The sequence below is a fragment of the Pleurocapsa sp. PCC 7327 genome (genome assembly GCF_000317025.1).
Lineage (GTDB): Bacteria > Cyanobacteriota > Cyanobacteriia > Cyanobacteriales > Microcystaceae > Hydrococcus.
On the sequence record NC_019689.1, the window covers coordinates 1,554,007 to 1,576,242 of the forward strand.

20 protein-coding genes are annotated in these 22,236 nt (G+C 45.4%); 10 read left to right on the forward strand and 10 right to left on the reverse strand.

What is annotated here, in order from left to right; translation table 11 throughout:
- Positions 1–544 precede the first annotated feature (544 nt).
- Positions 545–1,600 (forward strand): hemerythrin domain-containing protein, encoded by a 1,056-nt coding sequence (locus tag PLE7327_RS06965; protein ID WP_015143149.1) that lies wholly within the window; start codon positions 545–547, stop codon positions 1,598–1,600.
- A 60-nt stretch (positions 1,601–1,660) separates the two neighbouring features.
- On the opposite strand, the gene PLE7327_RS06970 is transcribed toward PLE7327_RS06965, so the two are convergent.
- Positions 1,661–2,575, reverse strand: a complete 915-nt coding sequence (locus PLE7327_RS06970; protein ID WP_015143150.1) for a HEAT repeat domain-containing protein — start codon at positions 2,573–2,575, stop codon at positions 1,661–1,663.
- Between the two features lie 342 nt (positions 2,576–2,917).
- Between PLE7327_RS06970 and PLE7327_RS26400 the strand changes: the two genes are divergently transcribed.
- The 6 genes from PLE7327_RS26400 (at position 2,918) to PLE7327_RS07000 (ending at position 7,946) form a co-directional block, all read left to right on the forward strand.
- Entirely contained in the window at positions 2,918–3,037 is a 120-nt protein-coding gene (locus PLE7327_RS26400; protein WP_083888287.1) for a helix-turn-helix domain-containing protein, read from the forward strand.
- Positions 3,038–3,053: 16 nt separating this feature from the next.
- Positions 3,054–3,744 (forward strand): IS1 family transposase gene (locus PLE7327_RS23205; protein WP_144266092.1). Its coding sequence is split into 2 segments (ribosomal slippage): positions 3,054–3,379 and positions 3,378–3,744, totalling 693 coding nucleotides; the frame shifts between segments, so codons are not numbered across the junction.
- Between the two features lie 160 nt (positions 3,745–3,904).
- Positions 3,905–4,372, forward strand: a complete 468-nt coding sequence (locus PLE7327_RS22600; RefSeq protein WP_051036396.1) for a transposase — start codon at positions 3,905–3,907, stop codon at positions 4,370–4,372.
- A 346-nt stretch (positions 4,373–4,718) separates the two neighbouring features.
- A complete protein-coding gene (locus PLE7327_RS06990; RefSeq protein ID WP_015143151.1) occupies positions 4,719–5,606 on the forward strand; it encodes a prenyltransferase/squalene oxidase repeat-containing protein in 888 nt (295 codons plus the stop codon).
- Positions 5,607–5,988: 382 nt separating this feature from the next.
- Positions 5,989–7,272 (forward strand): HEAT repeat domain-containing protein, encoded by a 1,284-nt coding sequence (locus PLE7327_RS06995; protein WP_041391923.1) that lies wholly within the window; start codon positions 5,989–5,991, stop codon positions 7,270–7,272.
- 41 nt (positions 7,273–7,313) lie between these two features.
- Positions 7,314–7,946 (forward strand): DUF2459 domain-containing protein, encoded by a 633-nt coding sequence (locus PLE7327_RS07000; protein WP_186005371.1) that lies wholly within the window; start codon positions 7,314–7,316, stop codon positions 7,944–7,946.
- Between the two features lie 9 nt (positions 7,947–7,955).
- On the opposite strand, the gene PLE7327_RS07005 is transcribed toward PLE7327_RS07000, so the two are convergent.
- Positions 7,956–9,137, reverse strand: a complete 1,182-nt coding sequence (locus PLE7327_RS07005; protein WP_015143154.1) for a M20 family metallopeptidase — start codon at positions 9,135–9,137, stop codon at positions 7,956–7,958.
- Positions 9,138–9,195: 58 nt separating this feature from the next.
- Complete coding sequence (locus PLE7327_RS07010; protein ID WP_015143155.1) at positions 9,196–10,551, reverse strand: GAF domain-containing sensor histidine kinase; 1,356 nt, start codon at positions 10,549–10,551, stop codon at positions 9,196–9,198.
- Between the two features lie 235 nt (positions 10,552–10,786).
- Here PLE7327_RS07010 and PLE7327_RS07015 point away from each other — a divergent pair, with 235 nt between their 5' ends.
- Positions 10,787–11,107, forward strand: coding sequence for a DUF3155 domain-containing protein (locus PLE7327_RS07015; RefSeq protein ID WP_015143156.1), 321 nt, complete (start codon positions 10,787–10,789; stop codon positions 11,105–11,107).
- Positions 11,108–11,186: 79 nt separating this feature from the next.
- Here the strand turns inward: PLE7327_RS07015 and PLE7327_RS07020 are convergent, their stop codons facing one another.
- The 3 genes from PLE7327_RS07020 to PLE7327_RS07030 all read right to left on the reverse strand — a co-directional run bounded on the left by PLE7327_RS07020 (position 11,187) and on the right by PLE7327_RS07030 (position 15,700).
- On the reverse strand, positions 11,187–11,744 hold the full coding sequence (locus PLE7327_RS07020; protein ID WP_015143157.1) for a cofactor assembly of complex C subunit B: 558 nt from the start codon (positions 11,742–11,744) through the stop codon (positions 11,187–11,189).
- Positions 11,745–11,833: 89 nt separating this feature from the next.
- Positions 11,834–14,152, reverse strand: coding sequence for a polysaccharide biosynthesis tyrosine autokinase (locus PLE7327_RS07025; protein WP_015143158.1), 2,319 nt, complete (start codon positions 14,150–14,152; stop codon positions 11,834–11,836).
- 78 nt (positions 14,153–14,230) lie between these two features.
- Positions 14,231–15,700 (reverse strand): SLBB domain-containing protein, encoded by a 1,470-nt coding sequence (locus PLE7327_RS07030; RefSeq protein WP_015143159.1) that lies wholly within the window; start codon positions 15,698–15,700, stop codon positions 14,231–14,233.
- Positions 15,701–15,884: 184 nt separating this feature from the next.
- Here PLE7327_RS07030 and PLE7327_RS07035 point away from each other — a divergent pair, with 184 nt between their 5' ends.
- Positions 15,885–16,142 carry a TIGR02450 family Trp-rich protein gene (locus PLE7327_RS07035; protein ID WP_015143160.1) on the forward strand — a complete coding sequence of 86 codons (258 nt, stop codon included), beginning with the start codon at positions 15,885–15,887 and terminating at the stop codon, positions 16,140–16,142.
- Between the two features lie 169 nt (positions 16,143–16,311).
- Here PLE7327_RS07035 and PLE7327_RS07040 read toward each other — a convergent pair whose 3' ends face one another.
- Entirely contained in the window at positions 16,312–17,877 is a 1,566-nt protein-coding gene (locus tag PLE7327_RS07040) for a Na+/H+ antiporter (RefSeq protein ID WP_015143162.1), read from the reverse strand.
- 223 nt (positions 17,878–18,100) lie between these two features.
- Between PLE7327_RS07040 and PLE7327_RS07045 the strand changes: the two genes are divergently transcribed.
- Positions 18,101–18,292, forward strand: coding sequence for a hypothetical protein (locus tag PLE7327_RS07045; RefSeq protein ID WP_015143163.1), 192 nt, complete (start codon positions 18,101–18,103; stop codon positions 18,290–18,292).
- 36 nt (positions 18,293–18,328) lie between these two features.
- On the opposite strand, the gene PLE7327_RS07050 is transcribed toward PLE7327_RS07045, so the two are convergent.
- The 3 genes from PLE7327_RS07050 to PLE7327_RS25690 form a co-directional block, all read right to left on the reverse strand.
- On the reverse strand, positions 18,329–19,981 hold the full coding sequence (locus PLE7327_RS07050; RefSeq protein ID WP_015143164.1) for an ABC transporter substrate-binding protein: 1,653 nt from the start codon (positions 19,979–19,981) through the stop codon (positions 18,329–18,331).
- Positions 19,982–20,052: 71 nt separating this feature from the next.
- The gene (locus PLE7327_RS07055; RefSeq protein WP_015143165.1) at positions 20,053–20,964 is read right to left on the reverse strand and encodes an IS982 family transposase; all 912 of its coding nucleotides are present in this window, start codon (positions 20,962–20,964) and stop codon (positions 20,053–20,055) included.
- A 166-nt stretch (positions 20,965–21,130) separates the two neighbouring features.
- Positions 21,131–22,234 (reverse strand): formylglycine-generating enzyme family protein, encoded by a 1,104-nt coding sequence (locus tag PLE7327_RS25690; protein WP_015143166.1) that lies wholly within the window; start codon positions 22,232–22,234, stop codon positions 21,131–21,133.
- Positions 22,235–22,236: the final 2 nt, after the last annotated feature.

Below are 22,236 nucleotides of genomic sequence, written 5' to 3' on the forward strand. Positions count from 1 at the left end.
CTATAAGAGGATGTTTGAAAAGTATAGTTTTTGTCATGCCCAATGTAGTGCAGCAAAGTGAAACATCTCAGCCGATGCCGAAAAATTGGGATTCTTCGCTTTATTTCATTGCGCGACCAATGACAAAGTATACTTATCTTGGACTTGCCACACATCCTCTAAGACTGAGATCTTGCACCATTCTCGACAACTGCTGTTGTCATTAATTTCTTGGCCGAGCGAAAAATAGGATTTTCTCTGACTAGCGATAGATATAAGTATCGCCAATCAGATTAATTTTTGATTTTAGAATGGCAAGATACAATTAAAATTCGGTTAAAAATTACACGAAAAAAGACTCGAACGCAGTGAAAGCAAGCTGTTCGCTTGCTCTAGTAACTAATATTTAAAGATTTTCTCTTAACAAGCTCGACAGTAAGAAAACAAGACTGTAGATAGATCGTTGAAAGGCTTTCTTCAGAGTACTGTAGATAATAACTCCTTTGAAATTAAAGCTCATATAAAGCTTTTAAAGATGGAGAGTTTAAACCGAGGAGAACATAATATGGTTGCGACATTGACAGATGCAAAACGTACTGCAATTGCAGAAAAGTTGGCAAGTATGAAAGTTGTTCAAGAGTTGCTGATTGCCAACGAACAGCAGTTTCTTCAGCAAACTAATAATAAAGAATTGAGCGATTGCCTGGGCAAGATGCTGGAAGACGACCAGAAAAATTTGGGCATTATCGATACCGTCATTACTCAATACGGCATTCAAGCTCAACCTAAGCAGCATGTCCAGCAAACGATCGATAAAGCTCGGCAGATCGTGCAAGGTTCCGAGCTGTCGCTTTATGAAAAAATGACCCAGCACGAGTTGCTCAAGCACGCACAGGTGATGTCTGGATCAATCGTTCATAAGGCAGGTCAAGTGGTTGGAGCTGATATAGAGGCTGCGATCGCGCCTTTGAATGCAGTTAACTTTGAAAATCGCGCCCATCAAGAACAACTCAAAGGAGTACTAGAATATTTGGGCACGATGGAGTTAACCGGACAAGAGCCAGATCGAGGTTTTTGGGGAAGAATCCAGGATGCGATGGCTGCCGTAACGGGCGTTGTTGGTAGCGCCGTTACTCAAGCGTCCGACAAATCCGACATGAACATTCAAGGTATCATCCGCATGGATCGCCAGAAGGCAAAAACGCTGATTGCCGAAATTGAGAATAGCAGCGATTCTCAGAAGTGCCAAGAGTACTTCGGACAGCTTTACATGGATCTGATAGTGCATTCTGAGGCAGAAGAACAGGTCGTTTATCCTAACGTGCGTTCCTTCTACGGGGATGATAACACGCAGGAACTCTATGACGAACAAGCTCAACTCAAACAAGTTCTTGAGCAGATGCGCCAAAGCGGTCCCACTTCCTCAGACTTCAAGTCCAATCTTCAACGAGTCAAGGAAATGGTAAACGACCATACCACTCAAGAAGAGACCACCATGTTTGCTGCGATTCGCAATAACTGTTCTACCGCCCAGCAAGAGCAAATGGCAACTCAGTTTAAAGAAGCGAAGAAGCAATTGCAAACTCAGATGCAAAATCGGATGAGTAAGATGGCTCGCTAAACTTCTAAAGGAGGGGAAAAACTCGATTTTCCCCTCTTTATTCCCAGCCCGAATTACTTATTACCAGTCATTCTCTTCTGAGTGCTTTTCAATTTGAGAAATCGCCAATTTGATTATCGGCTTGATAGCCGTTTCGGGTTCCTGGGTCAATACAGCTCGTAGGGGTTCTATGGCAGCGCGATCGCCGATCTTCATTAAGGCGAGAGCCGCTGCCTTTCGGCTTTCTCCATCGGCATGATGGAGTAACTCGACGAGATTGGGAATTGCTGGACGATGGCTTAGATTGCCCAAGGCTGCCGCCGCTTCGCAACGGACATTTTCGGCGGGATCGCTCAAGGCGTTAATCAGAAGGTTAAATGCTCCTTCTTCTGGCTCTTCTTGAGCGATTTTGGCGATCGCTCCCACAACAGCAGCGCGAACCTCAGCCGAGTTAGAGGAAATCTCCCGATACAATAGCTCCTTCGCCTCTGCCCCAATAAACGCCAACGCCCATGCTGCATGTCCCTTAGTACTTTCGGGAGGCTCTGGCGAGGCTAAAATTTCTAATAATGCTGGCACTGCTGCTTCGCCCGTTCTAGCAAGCGCTCCGACCGAAGACCCTCGAACTACCGTATCCTCATCATTTAAGAAGGCACGAATCAAGGTTGGAATGGCAATCGGGTGAGCAATGAGCGTTAGGGTTTTGGCGGCAGCTCTGCGCACGACTACATTGGGATGATTGGCTAAAGCGTCCAGTAAAAACGGAATGGCAGGTTTACCAATTTCACCCAACGTCTCTGCGAAACTCAGCCTGACCATCCCCCGCGAATCTCCCAAACTCTCAACCATTTGTTTAAGAAGCTGTCGATCTTCAGGATTGAAACTGCCTTGATTTAGCTGCTTGCTAACTGCTTCAAGCAAAGCATCTGTCTCTGCCTGAGACAGTTGGACAGAACTACCGCCAGATTGAGTTTCCCAGTTAAGTATGTTATCCATTGCTTTTGATATTAACTCAAGTTGCTAGCTATATCTAGCTATATAAAATGCTCCCTAAAATCTCACTACAAATCCTCCTTGGAGAGGGGAAAAGGGAAAAGGATGTGCCTCTTTTCCCTTTTCCCTTTTCCCTTTCCCCCTGGAGCGAAGCTTCTTTACCCTTTGCCCATTCAACTATCTGTAGCAGGTATTTAGGAAATTGGGATGAGATGTTTCGTTTCGCTATCGCTACGCTCAACATGACATTCTATACTTTTAAGTCTGAAACTCCTCTAGCTCGACTAATATACTCCTCTTTCATACTTGACACCTAACTTATAGCTGCGTGATACTAGAGTTGCAATGAGGACAGCATACCAGTATAAGCTAAAACCAAACACTAAACAGAAAGCCGTTATTGATAGTTGGCTAGAGCTTCTAAGAAGGCAATACAACTATCGGCATTGCATAATGAGGATATGAAACGAGGGTAAAACCAATGCAATGTCCTGAATGTGGCTCTACTGCGCTCGGTAAGAACGGTAAGCAAAGAGGTAAACAAAATTACCTTTGTAAAGCTTGTCGGCGGCAGTTCATTGAAACCTATGATCCCCCTGCAGGCTATGGTGATGAGTTTAAGCGGGACTGTCTCAAACTGGATGTCAACGGCATGGGATTTCGAGCCATTGAACGAGTCAAAGGCGTTCACCATACAACGGTGATTACTTGGGTCAAGCAAATTGGGGAATTGTTAGCCGATGCTTACGAACCAGAAGTCACGCCGGAAGTGGGGGAATTGGATGAGTTGGAGACCTTTGTGGGCACAAAAAAACAAGATTTGGCTGTGGACTGCCGTTGACCACTTCAAAGCGGGGATTTTAGGGTGGGTTTTAGGGGCTCATAGCGCGGAAACGTTCCGTCCCTTGTGGGCCATCGTGGCCGCTTGGAAGTGCTATTTCTATGTCACCGATGGTTGGAAGGTCTATCCTGGTTTCATTCCCGATGGCGACCACATTATCAGCAAGACTTACATGACGCGGGTGGAAGGCGAAAATACCCGATTACGTCACTACCTGGCTCGATTGCACCGCAAGACGTTGTGCTACTCGAAGTCCGTAGCAATGCTAAAGCACTCGCTCAAATTGTTACTGCACTACCTGAAATTTGGAGAGGTGCCTGTCCCTCAGTGAATCATATGCTTATTCAGCAATGCCCAACTATCGTGTGGCTGAACGTCTTAACTGGTACGAACAGAATCGTTGCGATCTTAACTCTTGTTCTCTAGTAGTCTGAGTCTGCCATTTACCTCAATTAAAAGAACAGCCTTCGTATTACTCCCAAAAACGAGATTTGGTTAAGACAAAAGAATTGTTTCCTGGGTTGAAAGGAATTTATTCCCAAGTTTTGCCAGATTGCGTTGAAAGAGTAAAAAAATCTTTTGATAGGTTTCAAAAAGGAGATGCTAAAGGGAAGAAATCAGGAAAGCCTCGCTGCAAAGGAATAGGTAGATATCGTAGTTTTACCTATACTAAAATGAAGCAAGACTGTATCTCTAACAGATTAATTAATCTACCTAAAATAGGTAAAGTTAAATTAATTCAACATAGAAAATTACCTGCTGGTTTCACCGTTAAAACAGCTACGATAACCAAGAAAGCCGATGGTTATTATGTCACTCTATCCTTAGAGGATAAATCAGTCCCTCAAATAACTATCGATACTATTCCTACTTGGGAAAACACTATCGGTATTGATAGGGGACTGAAATCTTTCTTGGTAACTAGCGACGGAGAAGAGATTGAGATTCAAAAACATTAGCGTAAAGCTCAGATAAAGATTAAGAGTCAAACAAAAGAAAGTTTCTCGTAAAAGAAAAGGAAGCAATAATCGTAAAAAAGCGGTATCTAAACTTGCTAGAACACATCAAAAAATAGCTAACAGTGGTTATAAAGTTCCCAAGAAGTTAAAGGATAGAATCCATAGTTGCGATAACTGTGGGACTGTTTTGTGTCGTGATGTTAATGCAAAAATATAAAACAAATTGGCGGTGGGAATACCCCTCAATAAAGCCTATCGAGGAGCCGAAGCAGTAGCTGGGGTTGGTAAGAAGCCCCTGCTAGAACTCGTCAGGGTTTAGCGGTAGGAGTATTCACGAGGTCGTTAAATGTCAAATCTGCGAACGAATAATATTGCTGAACGCACTATTCAATATTTGAGTGATAAACAGTGCGCCAACGGGGGCTTCTGTGCTTACAAAATGGAATACCTGGAAGAACCCAATCCCAGAGATACATTTTTTGCCGTGGCATCTTTTCAACTTTTAGGAGAAGCCATTCCCAACCGCGATCGCGTAGAAGCCTATCTCCATCAAATTTTGACCGAGCTAAAAACGTGCCTTTTGCCGCCAACGGGCACGCTATCGAAAATTCACAGTGCCTCTGCCTTTAACTACCTGTACTTTCCCTTCTATACGCTTTACCGCATGGGCAGTCTGCATCTGGATGAATTTTGGCAGGAAGTTCTCAGCCGTCTGGAAATCCTCCTGCCAGAGCAGATGTATCCCAATGAATCGGGTGCCAGCCAGCAATGGCTCCTGCGAAAAGTCAGAACTAAAAAACTCTGTGGAGCGATACCGAATCATCAGCAAATCATCGATTTTGTTCTGAATCTAAAAAACGAGGGAGGCTTCGGCATTAAACCAAACCTAATTGATACTTATTGGAGTATTTCACTGCTAGAGGAGCTGGATTATGACCTGAGCCACATGGACGACACTCGCCAGTTTATACAGCGTCTCCAGGTTCCTCAGACTGGATTTACCTTAACAGAAGAGGGGATCGCGACCAGTCTTGAAGTGATATATGCAGGTATTTTTGCCAGTCTCATGTTGCAGATGGAAATTCCTTATTTTGACGCAGCCCTGCAGTTTGTGCGAATGTGCCAGATGGAACGGGGAGGATTTGCGCGTATGCCTGTAGGACTGCCCGATCTTGAGTGTACCTACCGAGCATTAAAAGTTCTCAAAACCCGTACCGATAGCGACCTAATCTAGTCAGGAATAGGGAGAATGGGGAAACAGCAGAGATCGCATAGCTAAGCAAGGGTTGAAACACGAATGGCACTAAGAAAAGTGAAAACGCTAAGACTTGAGGTCGCTAAATGCACGGGTTCGCCCTTCGCAGATTGGGCTGCCAACTGGCAAACCTTTTGTGAATACATCCAGATTGCGCGATCGTGACTTCAGTAAGAGTTCTTAAATCTGATTAAATAAAGATATTCGAGTTAGAAGTGCGAGCATCCTGCTCGCGTGTAAGCCTAACTTGCGAGCAAGATGCTCGCACCCACCAATCAATTTTAAGCAAATTCGATCGGATTTCCGCTCTCTAATGGACAAACGCGATATATCGCACCCTTACACCGATAATCAATCGAAGATGGACAAACGTTTTTTCAATATCTTTAATTTGACCGAAGACGAGGCGATCGCGCTCTTAAAAACCCCGCCAGAGCAACTTGAAGATAAAACCGATCGCTACATTGCCGCTTCTCATTTAATTAACTTTCCCACAGAACGCGCGATCGATGCTTTGATTGAAGCCGTTCGCGTTCGCGATCGAGACCTCTACAATCGCATCACGCGACGCAAAGCCATAGAAAGTTTAGGACGATTAAAAGCAACAGTAGCCATACCCGTCATTCGCGCTTGCTTAGCGGATGAAGATTGTTACACAGTAGAAAATGCAGTTTGGGCAATTGGGGAAATTGGCACAGATGATGAGGCAATTTTAGAAGAGATCGCCCAATTGTTAGATAAGCCGGAACAGAGTTATCGGGTTATTATTCAGACGTTGGCTAAATTTAACTATCGAAACGCTCTAGATCGGATTCAAAAATTTGTTGACTCTGATAACGAACCAATTGCTTCTGCTGCGATCGCAGCCGTTGCCCGTTTTAGCGGCGATTATAGCCAGATTGGTAAAGTTGTTGGCTTCCTGCAACACGAAAGCGTCAATGCACGGCGAGCTTGCATTCAAGATTTGATCGATGCCCAGTATTACGATGCGATTCCTGAGATTGCGAAATGCCCCGTCTCTGTTATTTTTAGACTGCGAGGAATTCGCTTGTTAGCCGATACAGGCACGTCCGCCGGGAAAATTAGTTTTCAGGAAATAGAACCCCATTTGGATCGAGCAATCCGCGATCGCCCAGACGAGCTAAATTTAGTTCACGAATACGACCAGCCTCCTAGTTTAGCCTTTCTCGTTAACGAGCTATACCAGACCGATTTCGGACGGTGTTATCTCGCCAGTAAAACGCTGCTAGAAATCTATCCAGACGAAGCACCAGAGGCGTTGATGGCAACTTATGCCGAACAAGCGCACAACGACTACGGAGCGCACTATCACGTTATCAAACTGCTCGGCTGGCTCAAATATGCTCCTGCTTTCGATCTGCTAGTAGAAGCCTTACAAAATCCTCGCCCCCAGTTTCAAAAATCTCGCGCTGCCGCTGCGATCGCGCTAGCTAATTTAGGGGACGAACGGGCGATTCCTCTGCTTAAAGCGTCTTTGAATACTAATATTTGGGATTTGAAATATGCCTGTTTGCTAGCATTAAAACAGTTTGGAGACGATAGCGGCAAAGAGATAGCAGCTCGCGATCCCGATTGGTTAGTTCGAGCCAAAGCAATGGCTGAATTGCTGGACAATTCCACATGAAACCTAAAGTAATAATTCGTTACCTTTTGAGCACTTGCTTATTGATAGTATTATTCCCCGCGATCGGTTTATGGATTCCAAGGAAATGGGATGATGACTCGCAAGCAAGCTGTCAGTATCGAGTTTGCGTTGCCAAATTTGGATACCATTCCAATATCTTCGTTCCGGTTCGCAATGCAATCTTTGATTGGCGAGATTATTTAACGATCGATAATGCCAATGAAAATGCTCGCTCGGACTACCACTATTTGGCATTTGGTTGGGGAGAACGTGCTTGGTACATCAATCCGCCCGTGCAACTCGGTCGCAAAATTCTCTACGGTTTGAGAGCGCTGTTGCTTCCCAATGCCTCTGTTATTAGAGTTCAACGCTATCGCAATTTACCGCGGCATGAGGAAATTAAATGCGTTGGCGTGAGCCAGACTAACTATTTGAAATTGATGCAATTTATCGAGCAGTCCTTTCAAAGAGATGCCTGTGGTAAAATCATTCGAGTAGCAGACAAACCTCAGTGGAATGCCACCTTTTATGAGGCTCAAGGAACTTATTCATTGCTAAATAATAGCAACCATTGGACAGCAAGAGGATTGAGAATTGCCAATCTTAATACGCCCCTTTGGGCAGGTCATGCGACTGCTATCATGCACCTATTAGAAAGTCATTGTTACCCGTAAACATTCTCTTCATCGCACTACTTGCCAATACTTATAAGCTGCATAAGCTAGCGTTACTACCCCCGTTACGATCGCTGATTCATCCACCTCAAATTCGGGATGATGCAAGGGAGGATTGTGCTTGTCGGGATACCCTATCCCCAGACGAAACATGCTTCCGGGGGCTTGTTCTAGATAGAGAGAAAAATCTTCTGCCCCCAAAGACGGTTCGGTGAGAAGCTGTACGCGCTCGCTTCCCCAAGCCTCTCGGCTAGCAGTTTCCAATAGCTGAGTCAAAGTTAAATCATTTTGTACTGAAGGTACGCCGCGACGATAGTTCATTTCGTATTTCGCGCCATAGCTATTGCAGACATTGGCGACAATTCTTTCAATCCACTGCGGTAAATTGGCATGGGTATCGGGATGAAGCGATCGCACCGTCCCCGCCATCCGCACGCGATCGGCAATCACATTTGGCGCCCTGCCGCCGCTAATTTGTCCGATCGTTAAGACAATGGGACGCAAGGGATTTTGCGTGCGACTGATAGCTTGCTGTAGGGTTGTAATCACCTGAGAGGCAATCCAAATGGCATCGATCGCTTCGTGAGGACGCGCCCCATGACCCGACTCTCCCTGAATAAAGATTTCTAAATCGTCTGCCGCTGCCGTCAGTACCCCATAGCGAATGCCCACAGAACGGGCTGGAATCGAAGGAAATACGTGAACCCCAAAAATAGCACTTACATCTCGCATCGCCCCGTCTCGAATCATCCAGCTAGCTCCCTGAGCGATTTCTTCGGCGGGTTGAAACAGAAAGCGTACATTTCCTGGCAGGGGTTCTGTAAGCTGAGACAACACCATTGCCACTCCCAACCCTACGGTTGTATGCACGTCATGACCGCAGGCGTGCATAATTCCGGGTTTGCGAGAGGCGAACTCTAGATCGGCTCTCTCCTGAATGGGCAGAGCATCCATATCGGTGCGAATTGCCAAAATGCGAGCGTCGCTGCCGTTCCCTTGCAGGTTTCCTACAACGCCTGTTTTGCCTACCGCTTCTTGTACCTGAACGCCGCAGGAAGACAAAACCCCCGCGACGTAGGCAGCCGTTTGATATTCCTGTCCGCTTAATTCGGGATGGGCATGGATATGGCGGCGAATTTCAATCAATCGAGGCGCTAGGGTTTCTGCTAAATCTTTAATCTCAGAGAGCATTGGCTATTACAACGGTACGCTTTATTAAGATGTTAATATAACTTTACTGTGGCTAATTTCATCGAGCCGCTGCGACAAGTAGCCAAACAATAAAAGTCGTTCCAGGTAAAGCCGGATTTTGACTCATTTCATTGGGACTGATTAAGTCGATTTTGCCATGCATTTGTTCGACTAATTCTCTGACGATCGCCAGTCCCAACCCCGTTCCAGGAATCTCCCCTTGCGCCTGAACTCCGCGATAGTGCCGCTCGAAAAGATGTTCTCGATCTTCTAGCGGAATTCCATAACCCGTGTCGCACACGGCAATTCCCTGCCAATTCCCAGTTCCATCGGCCCGTTCCAATCCAGTGGCAATATGCACCGTTCCGCCTGCGGGAGTATATTTGAGGGCATTATCGATTAAATTGCTTAATACTTCTCGTAATGCTTTAGAATTGGCTTGCACGGGAGGTAAAGTAGCACAAAGATCGGCACTCAGATGAATGTCTTTTTCTTGTGCGATCGCACGGGCGGAATCTAATAGCGGTTCTAGAACATCTTTTACTTTTGTTGCTTTCAAACTCAGAGAATTGCCCAGCAACAGCGAAGGCGAATCGCCAACCGAGGCGGCTGCGGGTAAAGACAAAGCATTGGTTTCTAGGGTCACCGCATTAGTGTCGTCAGCAGTCGCGTCTATATCTGCCTCAAATTCTTGCAGCAATTCTCGCAGGCGATCGCTTTCTCGTAAAATTCCTTGGACGACTGACTGATTGCGATCTTCCGGTAGTAGACGCTTGAGTAGCAGCTTGCCAAAGGTTCGCAATGCCGTTAAAGGATTGCGCAATTGATGGAGCAAACTATCCAATCTGTCTTTCTCTAGGCGACGAATCCGATACTGCTGGCTTAACTGCTGCTGATACCAACTTTGTCGCCGATCCAACAAGCAAGCCAGTGCTATGGTTTTGGCGATTTGCTCGATCTGGCCTAATTCGTTTTCTTTCCATTGCCGCTTTTTGCGTCCCGTCACCAGTAAACCCATTACCCTATCTTCGTCCATCAACGGAAAAACCATTTGATGCTGTCCTTCAGGGTAGAAAACCTCCCATAAAGCTTTTGATGTATCGATTTCGGTTTCGCGATGGGATTGGCTAATTTCATCGACAGATGAGCCTAAGAGCAAGGGAACGGATGCAGTCACTCTATTCCAAACTTCCGGCAAGATGCTCAAACAAGCCTCAGATTTCCAAACCGAATCTGTCTGTGGATAGATTGCAATAGGAATCAAGTGAGTATCTGCACTTCCTAAGATTTCCTCAGCCAAATACACTGCACTCCAGTCTGCCTTGAGTCCTTTAGTCAATAAGGCAATTTGAGACTGACAGAGGGCAATAAACTCTGAACTTGGAGGAATAAAGAGGGGACGCGAACGAGACATCTGAGTTCTAGAAACTTTGTTGAAGTTTTATGAAGAAAAATTACTTTTTGTATTAATTATTTTGTCTGTCCTATCGCTACCATAACTCAAAACTACGTATAGCTTTTGTTTTAGACCCGGAGAACGACCAATCTATTCCTGAGAGGTGGTTGATTTTCTCAACTCAACCGGATATAATTGCCACGGCTTTTGTAACTAGGATTACAGCGAGTTGCCAGAATAGGAGGTAAGAGGGTTGGCAAGAAAACGGAAGCGTAAAAGTCGCCGTCGCCAAGAAGGACGTAAAATTCTGGAATTAGTACCCCAGTATAGTATTGAAAGCGGCGAAGATAAACCTGTCACAGCCGCACGCAAATTTATCCAATCGCTAGGAATTACCCCGCCAGCATTGTTGGTTGTCAAACGCAACGAGCATACAACGGATAGATACTTTTGGGCAGAAAAAGGTTTGTTCGGTGCTCAATATGTAGAAGAGAATCATTTTCTCTTTCCGAGTTTGCGCGATCTTCAGCCGCAGGGTAGTAAAGTTCCGATCGCGGCTGGCAGCAACCGCTAAAATCATCGGCGACTTTTAAGTTCGAGTTAATTATCCCATCCAATCTGCAATCTGTGCGGGTCGGGTGGGAATATTTTTTTCAATTATCCGTAACCAGCCATCGATCCCATGGTAACGCTTGTTGGAGTTGGCGTAGTTCGTCTCGATGCGCCGTCACGATCGCGAGAGTTTTGGCTGCTCCTTCCTCCGTCGAAAGCGGTTTGACTTCTAGATAAACCCGTTCGAGACGTTTGGCTCCCTTCCAGTAAAAAACGCCAGCAACAGGCGATAGTGCGATCGCACAGAAAAACAAGTTGGTTAGGGAGGGGTATAGCAGCGAGAGAACGAGGGACAAACAAAGCAACCCCAACGCCGCTAACACCGTTAAAAAAATCGCCAAAAACCAACTCGGACGAACCAATCCTTGAAAAACGAGCCGATGGCGGTCGGCATCGACGGCAGCCAGCTGATAGGCGCGCCCGGAAAAATACGCCTGCAATCGTTCGAGGAGAGAGGCTTCGGATTCTTCTGCCATCAGTTTGATTTGTTCGGTTCGTTCTTTTACCGAGGCACGAATAAAGAAAAATAAGCCAACCATTAATAACAAGGTCAGCACAAAGGTAGAAAATAAAATAGGAGTGTTGTTTGCGACAGTCATGATAATTTAAAGTTGAGAGTACAAAGTTCAAAATGAGCAAGCCAAACATTTTGAACTTTGCACTTTGAATTTTGAATTGTTTAACAAACTTAGCGATCGCTATAGTAGTGACCGTATTGAAAAGCACCGGAACTGTTACTGCTCTCTCCATTGGCGACTAAACCCAGGATAGAAACGTGCGCCAGCCTCAATTGATCGACACAGTTCTTCAAAGCCGTGCGGTCAGTTTTATTTATCCTTGTCACTAAAACGATGCCACTGGTCAGTGCTGCCAAAATCCGACCGTCGGCAAACCCCAACACGGGCGGCGTATCGTAAATAATCAGATCGAAGGTACTCTTGTGGTGCAATTCCTCTATCACTTGTTTCATGCGCTTGGAGGCAAGTAACCTGAGCGGATCGGGAGGAATATCCCCAGCCGTCATCACAAATAAATTTTCCCACTGAGGAACTTGTTGGATCGCTTCTTGTGTTGACAACCCCGTTGCGAGAACGTTACTCAGTCCGCGATCGTTGGCGATTCCCAGCCGCTTGTGGACTTGAGGTCGTCGAAGGTCGGCATCGATGACGAGTACGCGCTGTCCCATTGCGGCTGCTGCCTGAGCCAAGTTGGTAGAAACGGTAGATTTTCCGTCTCCTGCTTGCGCCGAACTAATTACCAAAGAGTTAAACTCGCGATCGCCGCCCAACAGTTGAATATTGGTATTGAGCGAACGAAATGCCTCCAGGAATCCCGATGATTGATAGCCCTTGGACTGAGAACCATTCTCATTTAGAGAACCGATGGGATTATTGCCGATTTGTAGCTTGGGCAGACTGAATTTCAGCGTTTTCTCGATATCCTGAAGATCTTTTTGTAGGGGGATAACGCCAAGAAGTGGGAGATTAGCTGCTTTTTTAAGTTCTTCAGAAGAATGAAAAACTGGTTCTAAGCGTTCTGCCAAAAAGGCAGCCCCCAATCCCAATAATAAACCTCCTACTAAGCCCAAAGCTATATTTCGGACGGGTTTGGGAGAGACAGGATCTTCTCCTGTTTTTGGCTGAGCAATAATTTTCCAAGGAACGACCCGCTGAGCGGCTTCGATCTGGAGATTTTGCTGCTGCTCCAAAAACCGATTCAAGCCTTCGGTTTCTACCTTCAATTCTCGCAATAGCTCTGTATATTGACGAGCCAATAAAGGCATCTGCCGAATTCTCCGTCTTGCGCTCTGGATTTGCCGTTCTAGGGCATTGCGCCTGATCTGTAAGGCTTCGCGTTCGTTGGCAGTTTCAATAAACTGTCGAGTGAGTCCTAACCGTAGCGAACTGGGAGAAGCCAGGGAGGGAGAGTTAGCCACGATTCCAGATAATTTCTTGCCTAACACTTTTTGGGCTTCCTCTTGCAGCAGGGGCAGCAAATTGTTTCGTTTTTCTTGGAGGTTCTTAATGACTGGACTGCTATCTTGATAAATCGCCGATTGTTGGGCGAGTGCAATTTCGACTTTCTGGAGTTGTTTGAGTAATTCTTGATAGCGAGGTGCTTCGCTAAGATAACTCGCTATAATTGCGCGATCGGGATCGAATCCCAGCTGTTTTTCCAGAATTTGATACAAAGAATTGAGTTCGTTTATTCTGACCCGAGTGTCTAAGTACCTTCTTTGCAAGCTAGATAGCTGCTCGGATAACAGATCGGCTTGTCTCTCTGGATTGAAAAAGCTCTGCCGCTGTCGAAACTGTTGCAGTTGTTCTTCTCTTAGCCGAACTTGCTGGCGTAACTTGGGCAACTGCTGTTTGACAAACTCAATTCCTTGGTCGATCTCGCTTTTTCGTTCGTCTAACGAATAGCGCAGATAAGCATCCGCTAGAAGGTCTAAAACATAATTAATTTTTTCTTGGTCTTTGTCTTTGAAGGAGATCTCTAAAATTTTGGTTTCTTCTAATCGTTCGATTTGCAGTGGCGATTTCTTTTTCTTTTCTTCAAAGACAAATTCATCGTATTCATCTTGTTTATCGTCAGGATATTTAGAGGCTATCTTCTCAACAATCGGATTGAGAATGCTAGGACTGAGCAAAACTTCTATTTGACTATCGTAGTCTATTTCATTGTTTCTAACCCCTAAACCCTTGAGCAGATTTTCCGCTCCCGTTTTCATTTCCTCGTTATCGATTGGCTTTCCAATCAAAAGTCGAAACTTGCCTTCGTAGATCGGGGTTCGAGTAAAAGTCCATAAGCTAGTAAGAACTGTCACGCCGATCGCAACTGAGGCGATCAGTCGCAGGCGGTATTTAGCGATCGCCGATAACTGACGCAGATTGATTTCTTCGTCTTCATCGCGATCGGGTTTAGCCAGCAAGGGTTGGGGATAGATATGATTCCCATTTTCTTGGGCTTTTAGTAGGGTGTATTGCGCGGAAGCTTTGTCTTCCATACTGCTTATCCTCACCTAATTTTGTGCGAACTTTAATCTTAAAAGTTTAATTTTTCCATTTCCAACCTCGTCACAATATTAATTAAAAATTCTAAAGAAATTAAAGAAACCAAAAATCGAGCCGATAGGACTTAACACCGTACCCAGAGTATCCGTTGCACTTGCCAAACCAGAACGATTAACGACAACCACATCATTGTTGCGCAAGGTTGGATTTTTCTCATCATCTATCCCGCTGGAAAAATCTAGCTCGATTTCTCGCTTAGTTACCGTGCCATTGGGATTGAGGCGAACTAACTCTACCTTATCGGTCTCGGCACGCTGCTCGTTAAAGCCTCCTGCGGCTAACAGCGCTTGGTTTAGCGGAGTATTGGGCGGAACTTCTACCACGCCTGGTTGTTTGACTTCCCCGACTACGTTAACTCGAATTGTTGCTGGAGAAAAACTTGCAGCCGCCAGGGATTCGGATTCTTCTGGGTTTAGAGCTTCGGCGGTCGGGATGACGATTGTATCTCCATCTTGTAAAATAACGTCTCGATCGATATCTCCGGACTGAAGCAGATCCCACAAATTCACCGCGATAATCTGTTGGGTTCCCGATCGCGTTTGGCGACGAACTTCTATCTGACGAACGTCTGCTAAAGGTTTAATTCCTCCAGCAAGTTGAATGGCATTGCTCAACCGGGGAGGTTCTAGTTTGACATTGTTGATGTTAGTATTATTCTCGCCAGTCCTTCCTTGTTGTGGGGTAAGTTTGTAAGAGCCCGGACGAGCCACTTCTCCAACCACTGCTACGTTCAGTTCTCGATCTGCCTGAATGCCAAAGTTAGCATCGGCGAGTTGACGAATTTCTGCTGGATCGCTTTCTGTTTTTGTGGGGACGATCACTGTGTCTCCATCGCGCAAAGTCACATTCTGACCTTGATTGCCTTCCTGAAGTAACTCCCACATATTCAAGGTCAAAACTTGTTGTTTTCCTTGAAAAAATCGTCGAATTTGTACTTGACCGACATCCGCAGATGCAGTAACTCCCCCAGCTTGCCGAATCAGATCGGTCACTGAGGGAAATTTTCCCGTTTCTCCTAGAGGTAGCGTATACGAACCGGGACTATTGACCTCTCCTGCAACAGCAATTTTAAGGGGACGGGGAGCAAGCAGGCTGACGGTAACGACGGGACGCTTGAGAAAGGGGGCATAGTTCTGCGATAAAACGGAGCTGAGTTGCTGCGTGGTCAGCCCCTCGACTTTCAGGTTGCCAACCAGGGGAAAGCTGACGGTGCCGTCCACTAAGACTAGGAACTCTCCGCTTAGTTCTTCTACCTGAAAAATATCGACGCGGATGCGATCGCCTGCTCCCAGGGTATATTCTGTTTCTGTTGGCGATAAATTGCTAGCGTTTGGAGCTTGAACGTTTGTGGTTGTAAGCGGCTGTTGGGCATAGGCTGGCACGCTTAAAAAAGAAGAAAATACTACAAAGGCGGCGGTTAGGGCAGAAGCTCGGCGGCTTCTAGTACTAAAAACTTGACGAGAGATCGGATCGAACATCATTAACTTCCTACAGACGCTACAGACGACTAGCCCAGCGGCAATTCAGATTTGAACCTAACAATCAAATGATAATTTTTAGATTACATTAGCAGAATTAAACCACGGACGAGAGTCTACTACCAAAAAAATCTTACTCGGTCGAGCAGATTTTATTTTAGGGTATATTGGGGCTAGGTAAAGGAATATGGCAAACAAACAAAAGTTTCCTTATTTATTGGGATCGAAGTGGACGGCGAAGCAAACGACTTGGGGATGGCGACATTTTCAAGTAATTAACCGCAGAGATCGAGGGCAATGGGTTTTTGCTGAAATGGTCGCTTCCTGCGATCCGAACGTTCGCTTTTGGATTAATGCCAAACAGCTCCAAGATAAATCCCTTTGGCAAGCCGGTTGGCAAACTTTGGCAGAAATGAATCGATTGGAAGAAATAGAAGGTATTTAGCTTAATTAAACTAAAAATAACCTAAAAATGACTAATGACCAATGACAAATTTTTTTAGGGACAAGGGAAAAGGAGAAGGGGGAAAAATGAAAATTTCCTTTCCCCTTTTCCCCTTAACCTTTCCCCCAATCCCCATGGCAGATGACCAATAACTAATGACAAATAACAATTATCTTTCCTGCCCTTTTGCCCAAATTTCTTGAAGTAATGGGGGAATATTTGCATTTAATCGTCCGGCTCGAATAAACTCGGCATAGGTATCGGCTTCGATTTCTAATAATTGTTCTCGCAGTTGTTCCATATCGAGCGATCGCAGTTGAGCGTACTGCGTTTGTAGCTTTTGAATATTTTCTTCTACTGTCTCCAGTTGCCCTTTGATTAATTCTTTTTCCTGACGGTACAATTCGGGATCGACACCGGGAGAATTATCGAGTTTGGCTAAATAATCTAACACTCGCTTGAGGGCAACTCGACGGGCAAGCAATTCTGAATATTGTTGCCGAAGGGGGCGATCGCCAATTAACTCCAGTTTTTCGAGTAAAAATTTTGTCGTCAATCCCTGAAATAATAGGGTAAATAAAACTACGCCAAAGACAGTTTCTATAATTTCTTGTCTTTCTATTAACGTTGCGGGTACGCTCAAAGCTAGGGCAATGGAGACAGAACCTCTCAATCCCGCCCACCATAAAACCGTCTGTTCTCTTAAAGTAATTTTAGTATTTGCCATCCAATTACTCAAACTTGCCAAGCCATAAATAGCAATACTTCTCGTCACGATGACGGCTGCGATCGCAACAAAAATTAAGTCCAAATTATCGCTGAGACTAGAAATTTTAATGCGATCGCCAATCAGTAAAAAAACGATTGAATTGACAAAAAAGGCTAAAAACTCCCAAAATTCCGAAACCAGCAAGCGAGTGCGCGGATTCATGCCGACTCTTGAGCCAAAATTGCCTAAAATAAGACCGACGGTGACAACGCCAATAACTCCCGAACCGCCTAATTCTTCGGTAATTAAATAGGTGCCGTAGGCAGAGACGAGCGTTAAAGATTGTTCGACGAGGGGGAGATCGAGTCGCTGAGTAAGATAGGAAATGCCAAACCCAACCAGACATCCCATGCCTACCCCTATCCCAGCAAAAGTAAAGAAGCGGGCGAGCGTTGTTTCAACTGAAAAGTCTTGGGTTCCTTGTACGATTTCTACCAATAAAACGAAAATCACGACGGCTACGCCATCATTAAATAAACTTTCTCCCTCCATCAAAACCGATAATTGTTTTCCGGCACCGACTTCCCGAAAGAGAGCGACGACAGAAACCGGATCGGTAGTTGAAAGACTCGCTCCTACTAATAGAGCGGTCATTAAAGATAAAGCCGTGAATTGATTGAGGGCAAAAGCAACGCCAACGACGGAAATAATTACACCAAAAATGGCAAAGAGAGTGATAGGAAACCAATTTTCTTTTAAATCTCGCCAGCGGACATTCCAGGCAGCTTCAAATAATAAAGGAGGAAGAAAGATTTCTAAAATTAATTCTGGGGAAAGATTGACTAAACGAATGTCTATGAAAGCTAAAACGAGTCCGACTATTACTAACAATAATGTATAAGGAATTTTGCGAACCCAACTAAAAATTCGCGATACGGTAGCGACGCTTAATGAAACTGACAAAACGATTAAAAATTGTTCTAAATTTTGTTTGATAGCTAGATCGACTGTGGACTCTATGCTCATTCGATAATCCTAGATAATTTTTAGTAGCACGCCGCTCGATTGGATGCGATAAATAGCATTTGGAAATAGATTAAACGCATTACTTCCAGTTAAAAAAAGTAGTTGAAAGAGCGATCGAGATCGCTTGAATATGTGATTTCGATCGCAGTTTTTGAGATATCTCGGTCATAGTTGGTGTTTGCCTGCGAACTACAATAAAAACAAGATAAAAGCGACAGTCAAAATGGTTAAGTCATCTAACGAACCCTTACAGCCAAATCCTTTTACGACCTATCGAGATCCAAAGACGGGTCTATGGGTTGTTGTCAAAGCAACATCTTTTTCTGAGCCTCACCCTAGCTCGAACTCAGAAGAAGATCGCAAAACCCACAACCATGAATTATTGCTTTCCCAAGCGGGAAAAGTCCAGTCCTAGCCCAACCGATTCATCTATAATCTCACTTCCTGGCGCTTAGTTGCGTTTTATCGTCCAGAAAGGAAAAGTTTGACTGGGATTGATAGTCACTCCAGCAATGTCATTTTGAGCAAAAGCATAGTCTTTCGTTTGCCAAAGGGGAATGTAGGGAACGTCGCGGGCAAGAATTTCCTGAATTTCAGCAAAGATTGCCTTTCGTTTTTGAGGATTTTGTTCTTGTCGCTGCCGTTCGATTAATTGGTTGACGCGATCGCTATAGTAAGAGGAACCCTGATTTTGAGAGCCTCCCTCCTCGCACCCTTTGGCTTCGGTTCCCTTAGCGCAGTGCAGCAGGGGATAGACATAGTTATCAGCATCTAAAAAATCGGGATACCAATTAGAAAAAGAGATTTGATAAATGCCTTGACTGACGTAACCAAAAAAGGCAGTTCTGGCAATGCTATTCGGTTCGAATTGGATTGCCCCGTCTAAATCGCGTTTGGCGATCGCTTTGAGGATAGCAGCTACGATGCTGAAAGGAAGCGAACTCGAAGAGTGCCAAAGTTCTACCGTCACCGGATTTTGAGCCGAGTATCCCGCTTCGGCTAGTAGTTGTTTGACTGCCGCTAGATTGGCATCGCCGTAGGTTTTTTCAAATACTGGCTTATAAACATCAAACGTCTTGGGAATTAGGCTATAGACGGGTTCTCCCCGTCCCTGCAAGACTCGCTCGATCAGAAACGGGCGATCGATTAAAGCCGCGATCGCTTCTCGAACGGCTCTTTGTTTTATCGGTTCGAGATTGAGATTGAGCGCCATAAAATTGACGGCACCGCCCAATGTTTCAATCGCTTGCCAGTTGCCGCTAGCCGCGCCCTCTTGCAGCTTTCTAATCTGTTGGGGAGCGAGAGATTGATAAGCTACATCGACAGCCTTGCTACGGAAGGCATTATACAAGTTTGCCTCATTGCCTGCATAGATTTGCAGGTTAATCCCCTTATTATTAGGTTTTTCTCCCCAGTAGCGATCGAAGGCTTCTAGGCGCACCGAATCGTTTCTGTAGCGCGCCAACCGATAGGGACCCGTGCCGACAAATTTAGTGGGATTAAATTTCTCCTGCCCGATTTCATAGGCTTTGGGAGAAACGGCACAAGCGCCGGGAAAAGCTAGCAGTGAGGGAAAAGCTGCAAACGGTCGTTTGAGTTTGATGGTCAGTTCGCGTTCTCCCGTTGCTTCTATTTTTTCAACGGTATCTGCCAATAAGAAAGAGGGTTCGCCGCCATTTTCGATGAAGCGTTTGAGAGAAAACGCCATCGCTTCGGCGTTAAAAGGCGTTCCATCGTGAAAAATAACGCCCTGCCGCAGGGGGATGGTGTAAGTCAAGCCGTCCTCGCTGACTTTGGGCATTGCCGTCGCTAATTGAGGCTTTAATTTGGGAGTACCGAGTTCATAAGTATAGAGGGTATCGCTGAGGTTATAGATAACCATCAATCCAGCTAGTTCGTAACTGTCAGCAGGATCGAGAGTGCGGGGTTGTAGCGTCGTGCCGATAGTGATGCGATCGCGATTGTTGACCGCCACCTGCGTGGGAAGAGAACTTTGCTCTCGATTGCAGCCAACCGCTAGGGCAAAACAGAGCAAGCATAAACTGAAAAGTCGTCCTAGCTTGCGCCACCGCTTTGAGGAAAAAAGGAACCAGTTAATTTTCATCTATCGTGTTACTGCGACTGTTTCGCTCGGTTATCCCTATCGAAAAATAATAAAACGTGAGTTCGATAAGGTTAAAAGACGGCAGGAGGAAGGGCTGGTAAGCCTGAGGGTTCTAAATCGAGAGAAGGTTTTTTGGGTAGGTAAGTGTAAGCTATCAATCCAGCTAAGAGATTGACTAGAAAATTCCAAACACTTCGGTGTCTCGAATGCTCGATTTGAGAAATGTTCTTGAGTTGGTCATTGACGGTTTCAATCAAGGCTCGTTTACGCAACAAAATTTTGTCGATTAACCGCACTAACTGCTGTTTCATCTTTTTCTTGCGTCGTGTAATCAGTTCGAGTCCTCGCTGGTAAAGTTGCTCAAATAGCTCTTGAGAAATATAACCGCGATCGCCAAATAACTTACCAATCAGATCTTGAGTTAAGTCAGGTACAGGCTTACGGTCGTCAGTATTACCTGGGGTTAACTTAAAAGCCAGCAACTCGCCTCGTTGGTTAATAATTAGGTGCAGCTTAAACCCATAGTGCCAACCGACAGAGTTTTTGCCCCAGCCCACCAAACCTTCAAACACACGATGGCTCTTGGAACGGCAAGGATGACATACCTCGATTGGGGTCGAATCAATGAATGAAATGCCAGTTACTTCTCCTCGACGGGTCTGTACAAAGTAGCACAACAGCATCAACGACCAAGGCATCAATTCCACAAAACGAGTATAACTGACCAGATGAGGAAAAGCTTTGCGCCAGCCCGGTAGAACTTGTCGTAGGTAAAATTCTTTGAAGGTACGATAGCCAGAGCCATGAAAAGCAATCACAATCGTCATTACTTCACTCAAGCTTAAACGAGAGCGACACAATCGTTCCCCACTCTGAGCCGTCAATAGAGGGATTGAAAGCCAATGTCGTTCAAAAGTTTGATAGAAGTCGTCTACCTCACAAAATATTTGAGTAATATCGAGACGAGATACAATATCTGTCATAGCTGAGATGTCTATAGAGTAAGCATTTTGAGTTTACATCTCAGCTTTTCTTTTGCCTAGATTTTTCCGTCGAACTCACGTTAATAAAGCGCAATGGTTCCCATGTTTTGCGATCGCGGCTAGTTCGATCTCAAATATGAAAGCGCGATCGTCTATTCTCTGCTGTCTAAATACAAACTACCCGCACGCCGATTTGATGAATCGATGCTGCGGTTGGGGGACAACTAAAGCGAGATGCCGAGCGACAGTATTCTGGATAGAAGTCCCACGAACCGCCGCGCAGCAAGCGATAAGCATCCTCAGACTCGGATAGCCAAGCGCTGCCATCAACAGGTGCGCCTTCATAATTATCGTGCCAGCGATCGCTACACCATTCCCAAACATTTCCATGCATATCGTACAAACCAAAGGCATTAGGAGGAAAACTGCCAACTGGAGTTGTTTCTTGGCGATCGAGTTGTGGGGATTCTTGTCGATAAATTCTCCGAGACATATAATTGGCTAACTCTCCCGCGATCGTCTCGCCGAAATAAAAAGGCGTTGTCGTCCCTCCCCGACAAGCATATTCCCATTCCGCTTCGCTGGGAAGCCGATAGGAACGACCCGTTAGACTCGATAAGCGATTGCAAAATTCAACCGCGTCATACCAAGAAACTCTTTCTACCGGGCGATCGTCTCCTTTGAAATAAGAGGGATCTGGGTTGAGAGAGCATCGGACTTTGGGCAGGTTAGCTACCGCTCTCCACTGGGCTTGAGTAATGGGAAACTGGCTCATAAAATAATCACAGAGAATAACTTGATGCTGAGGTTTTTCCCATTCCCGACTGCCTTTTTCGGTTTCGCGACTGCCCATGAGAAAAGTTCCCCCCCGAATCGAAAGCATAGCTAAAGAGATCCCATTACCCAAGTTTTCGCTGAAGTATTGAGCCGTTGCTGGCGTGCGCCGACAGATTTCTCCTTTGATATCGACGTTGACTAGCTCGAACTGGAATGTTTGCAAAGGAGGTAGCGCTACGCTTGCAGTAGATCCCGTAGTTTCTCTCGGCGAAGCGATCGATCGCGCTTCCCTCGATTGTGCTTCTAGAGCGGCTACTCTTTTCTCTAGTTGCGCTAATTTCAAATTGAGGGGAATATCTTGGGTATTATTGAAATATTGAGCGAGAGCGGTAATGAGAAGTTCAGACTTCGATATTTTCAGCGTTTGTGCCTCAATAACCAGCTTTTCATAAAGATTGGGAGGAATTCGCGCACTTACTTGAATGTTACCCATGA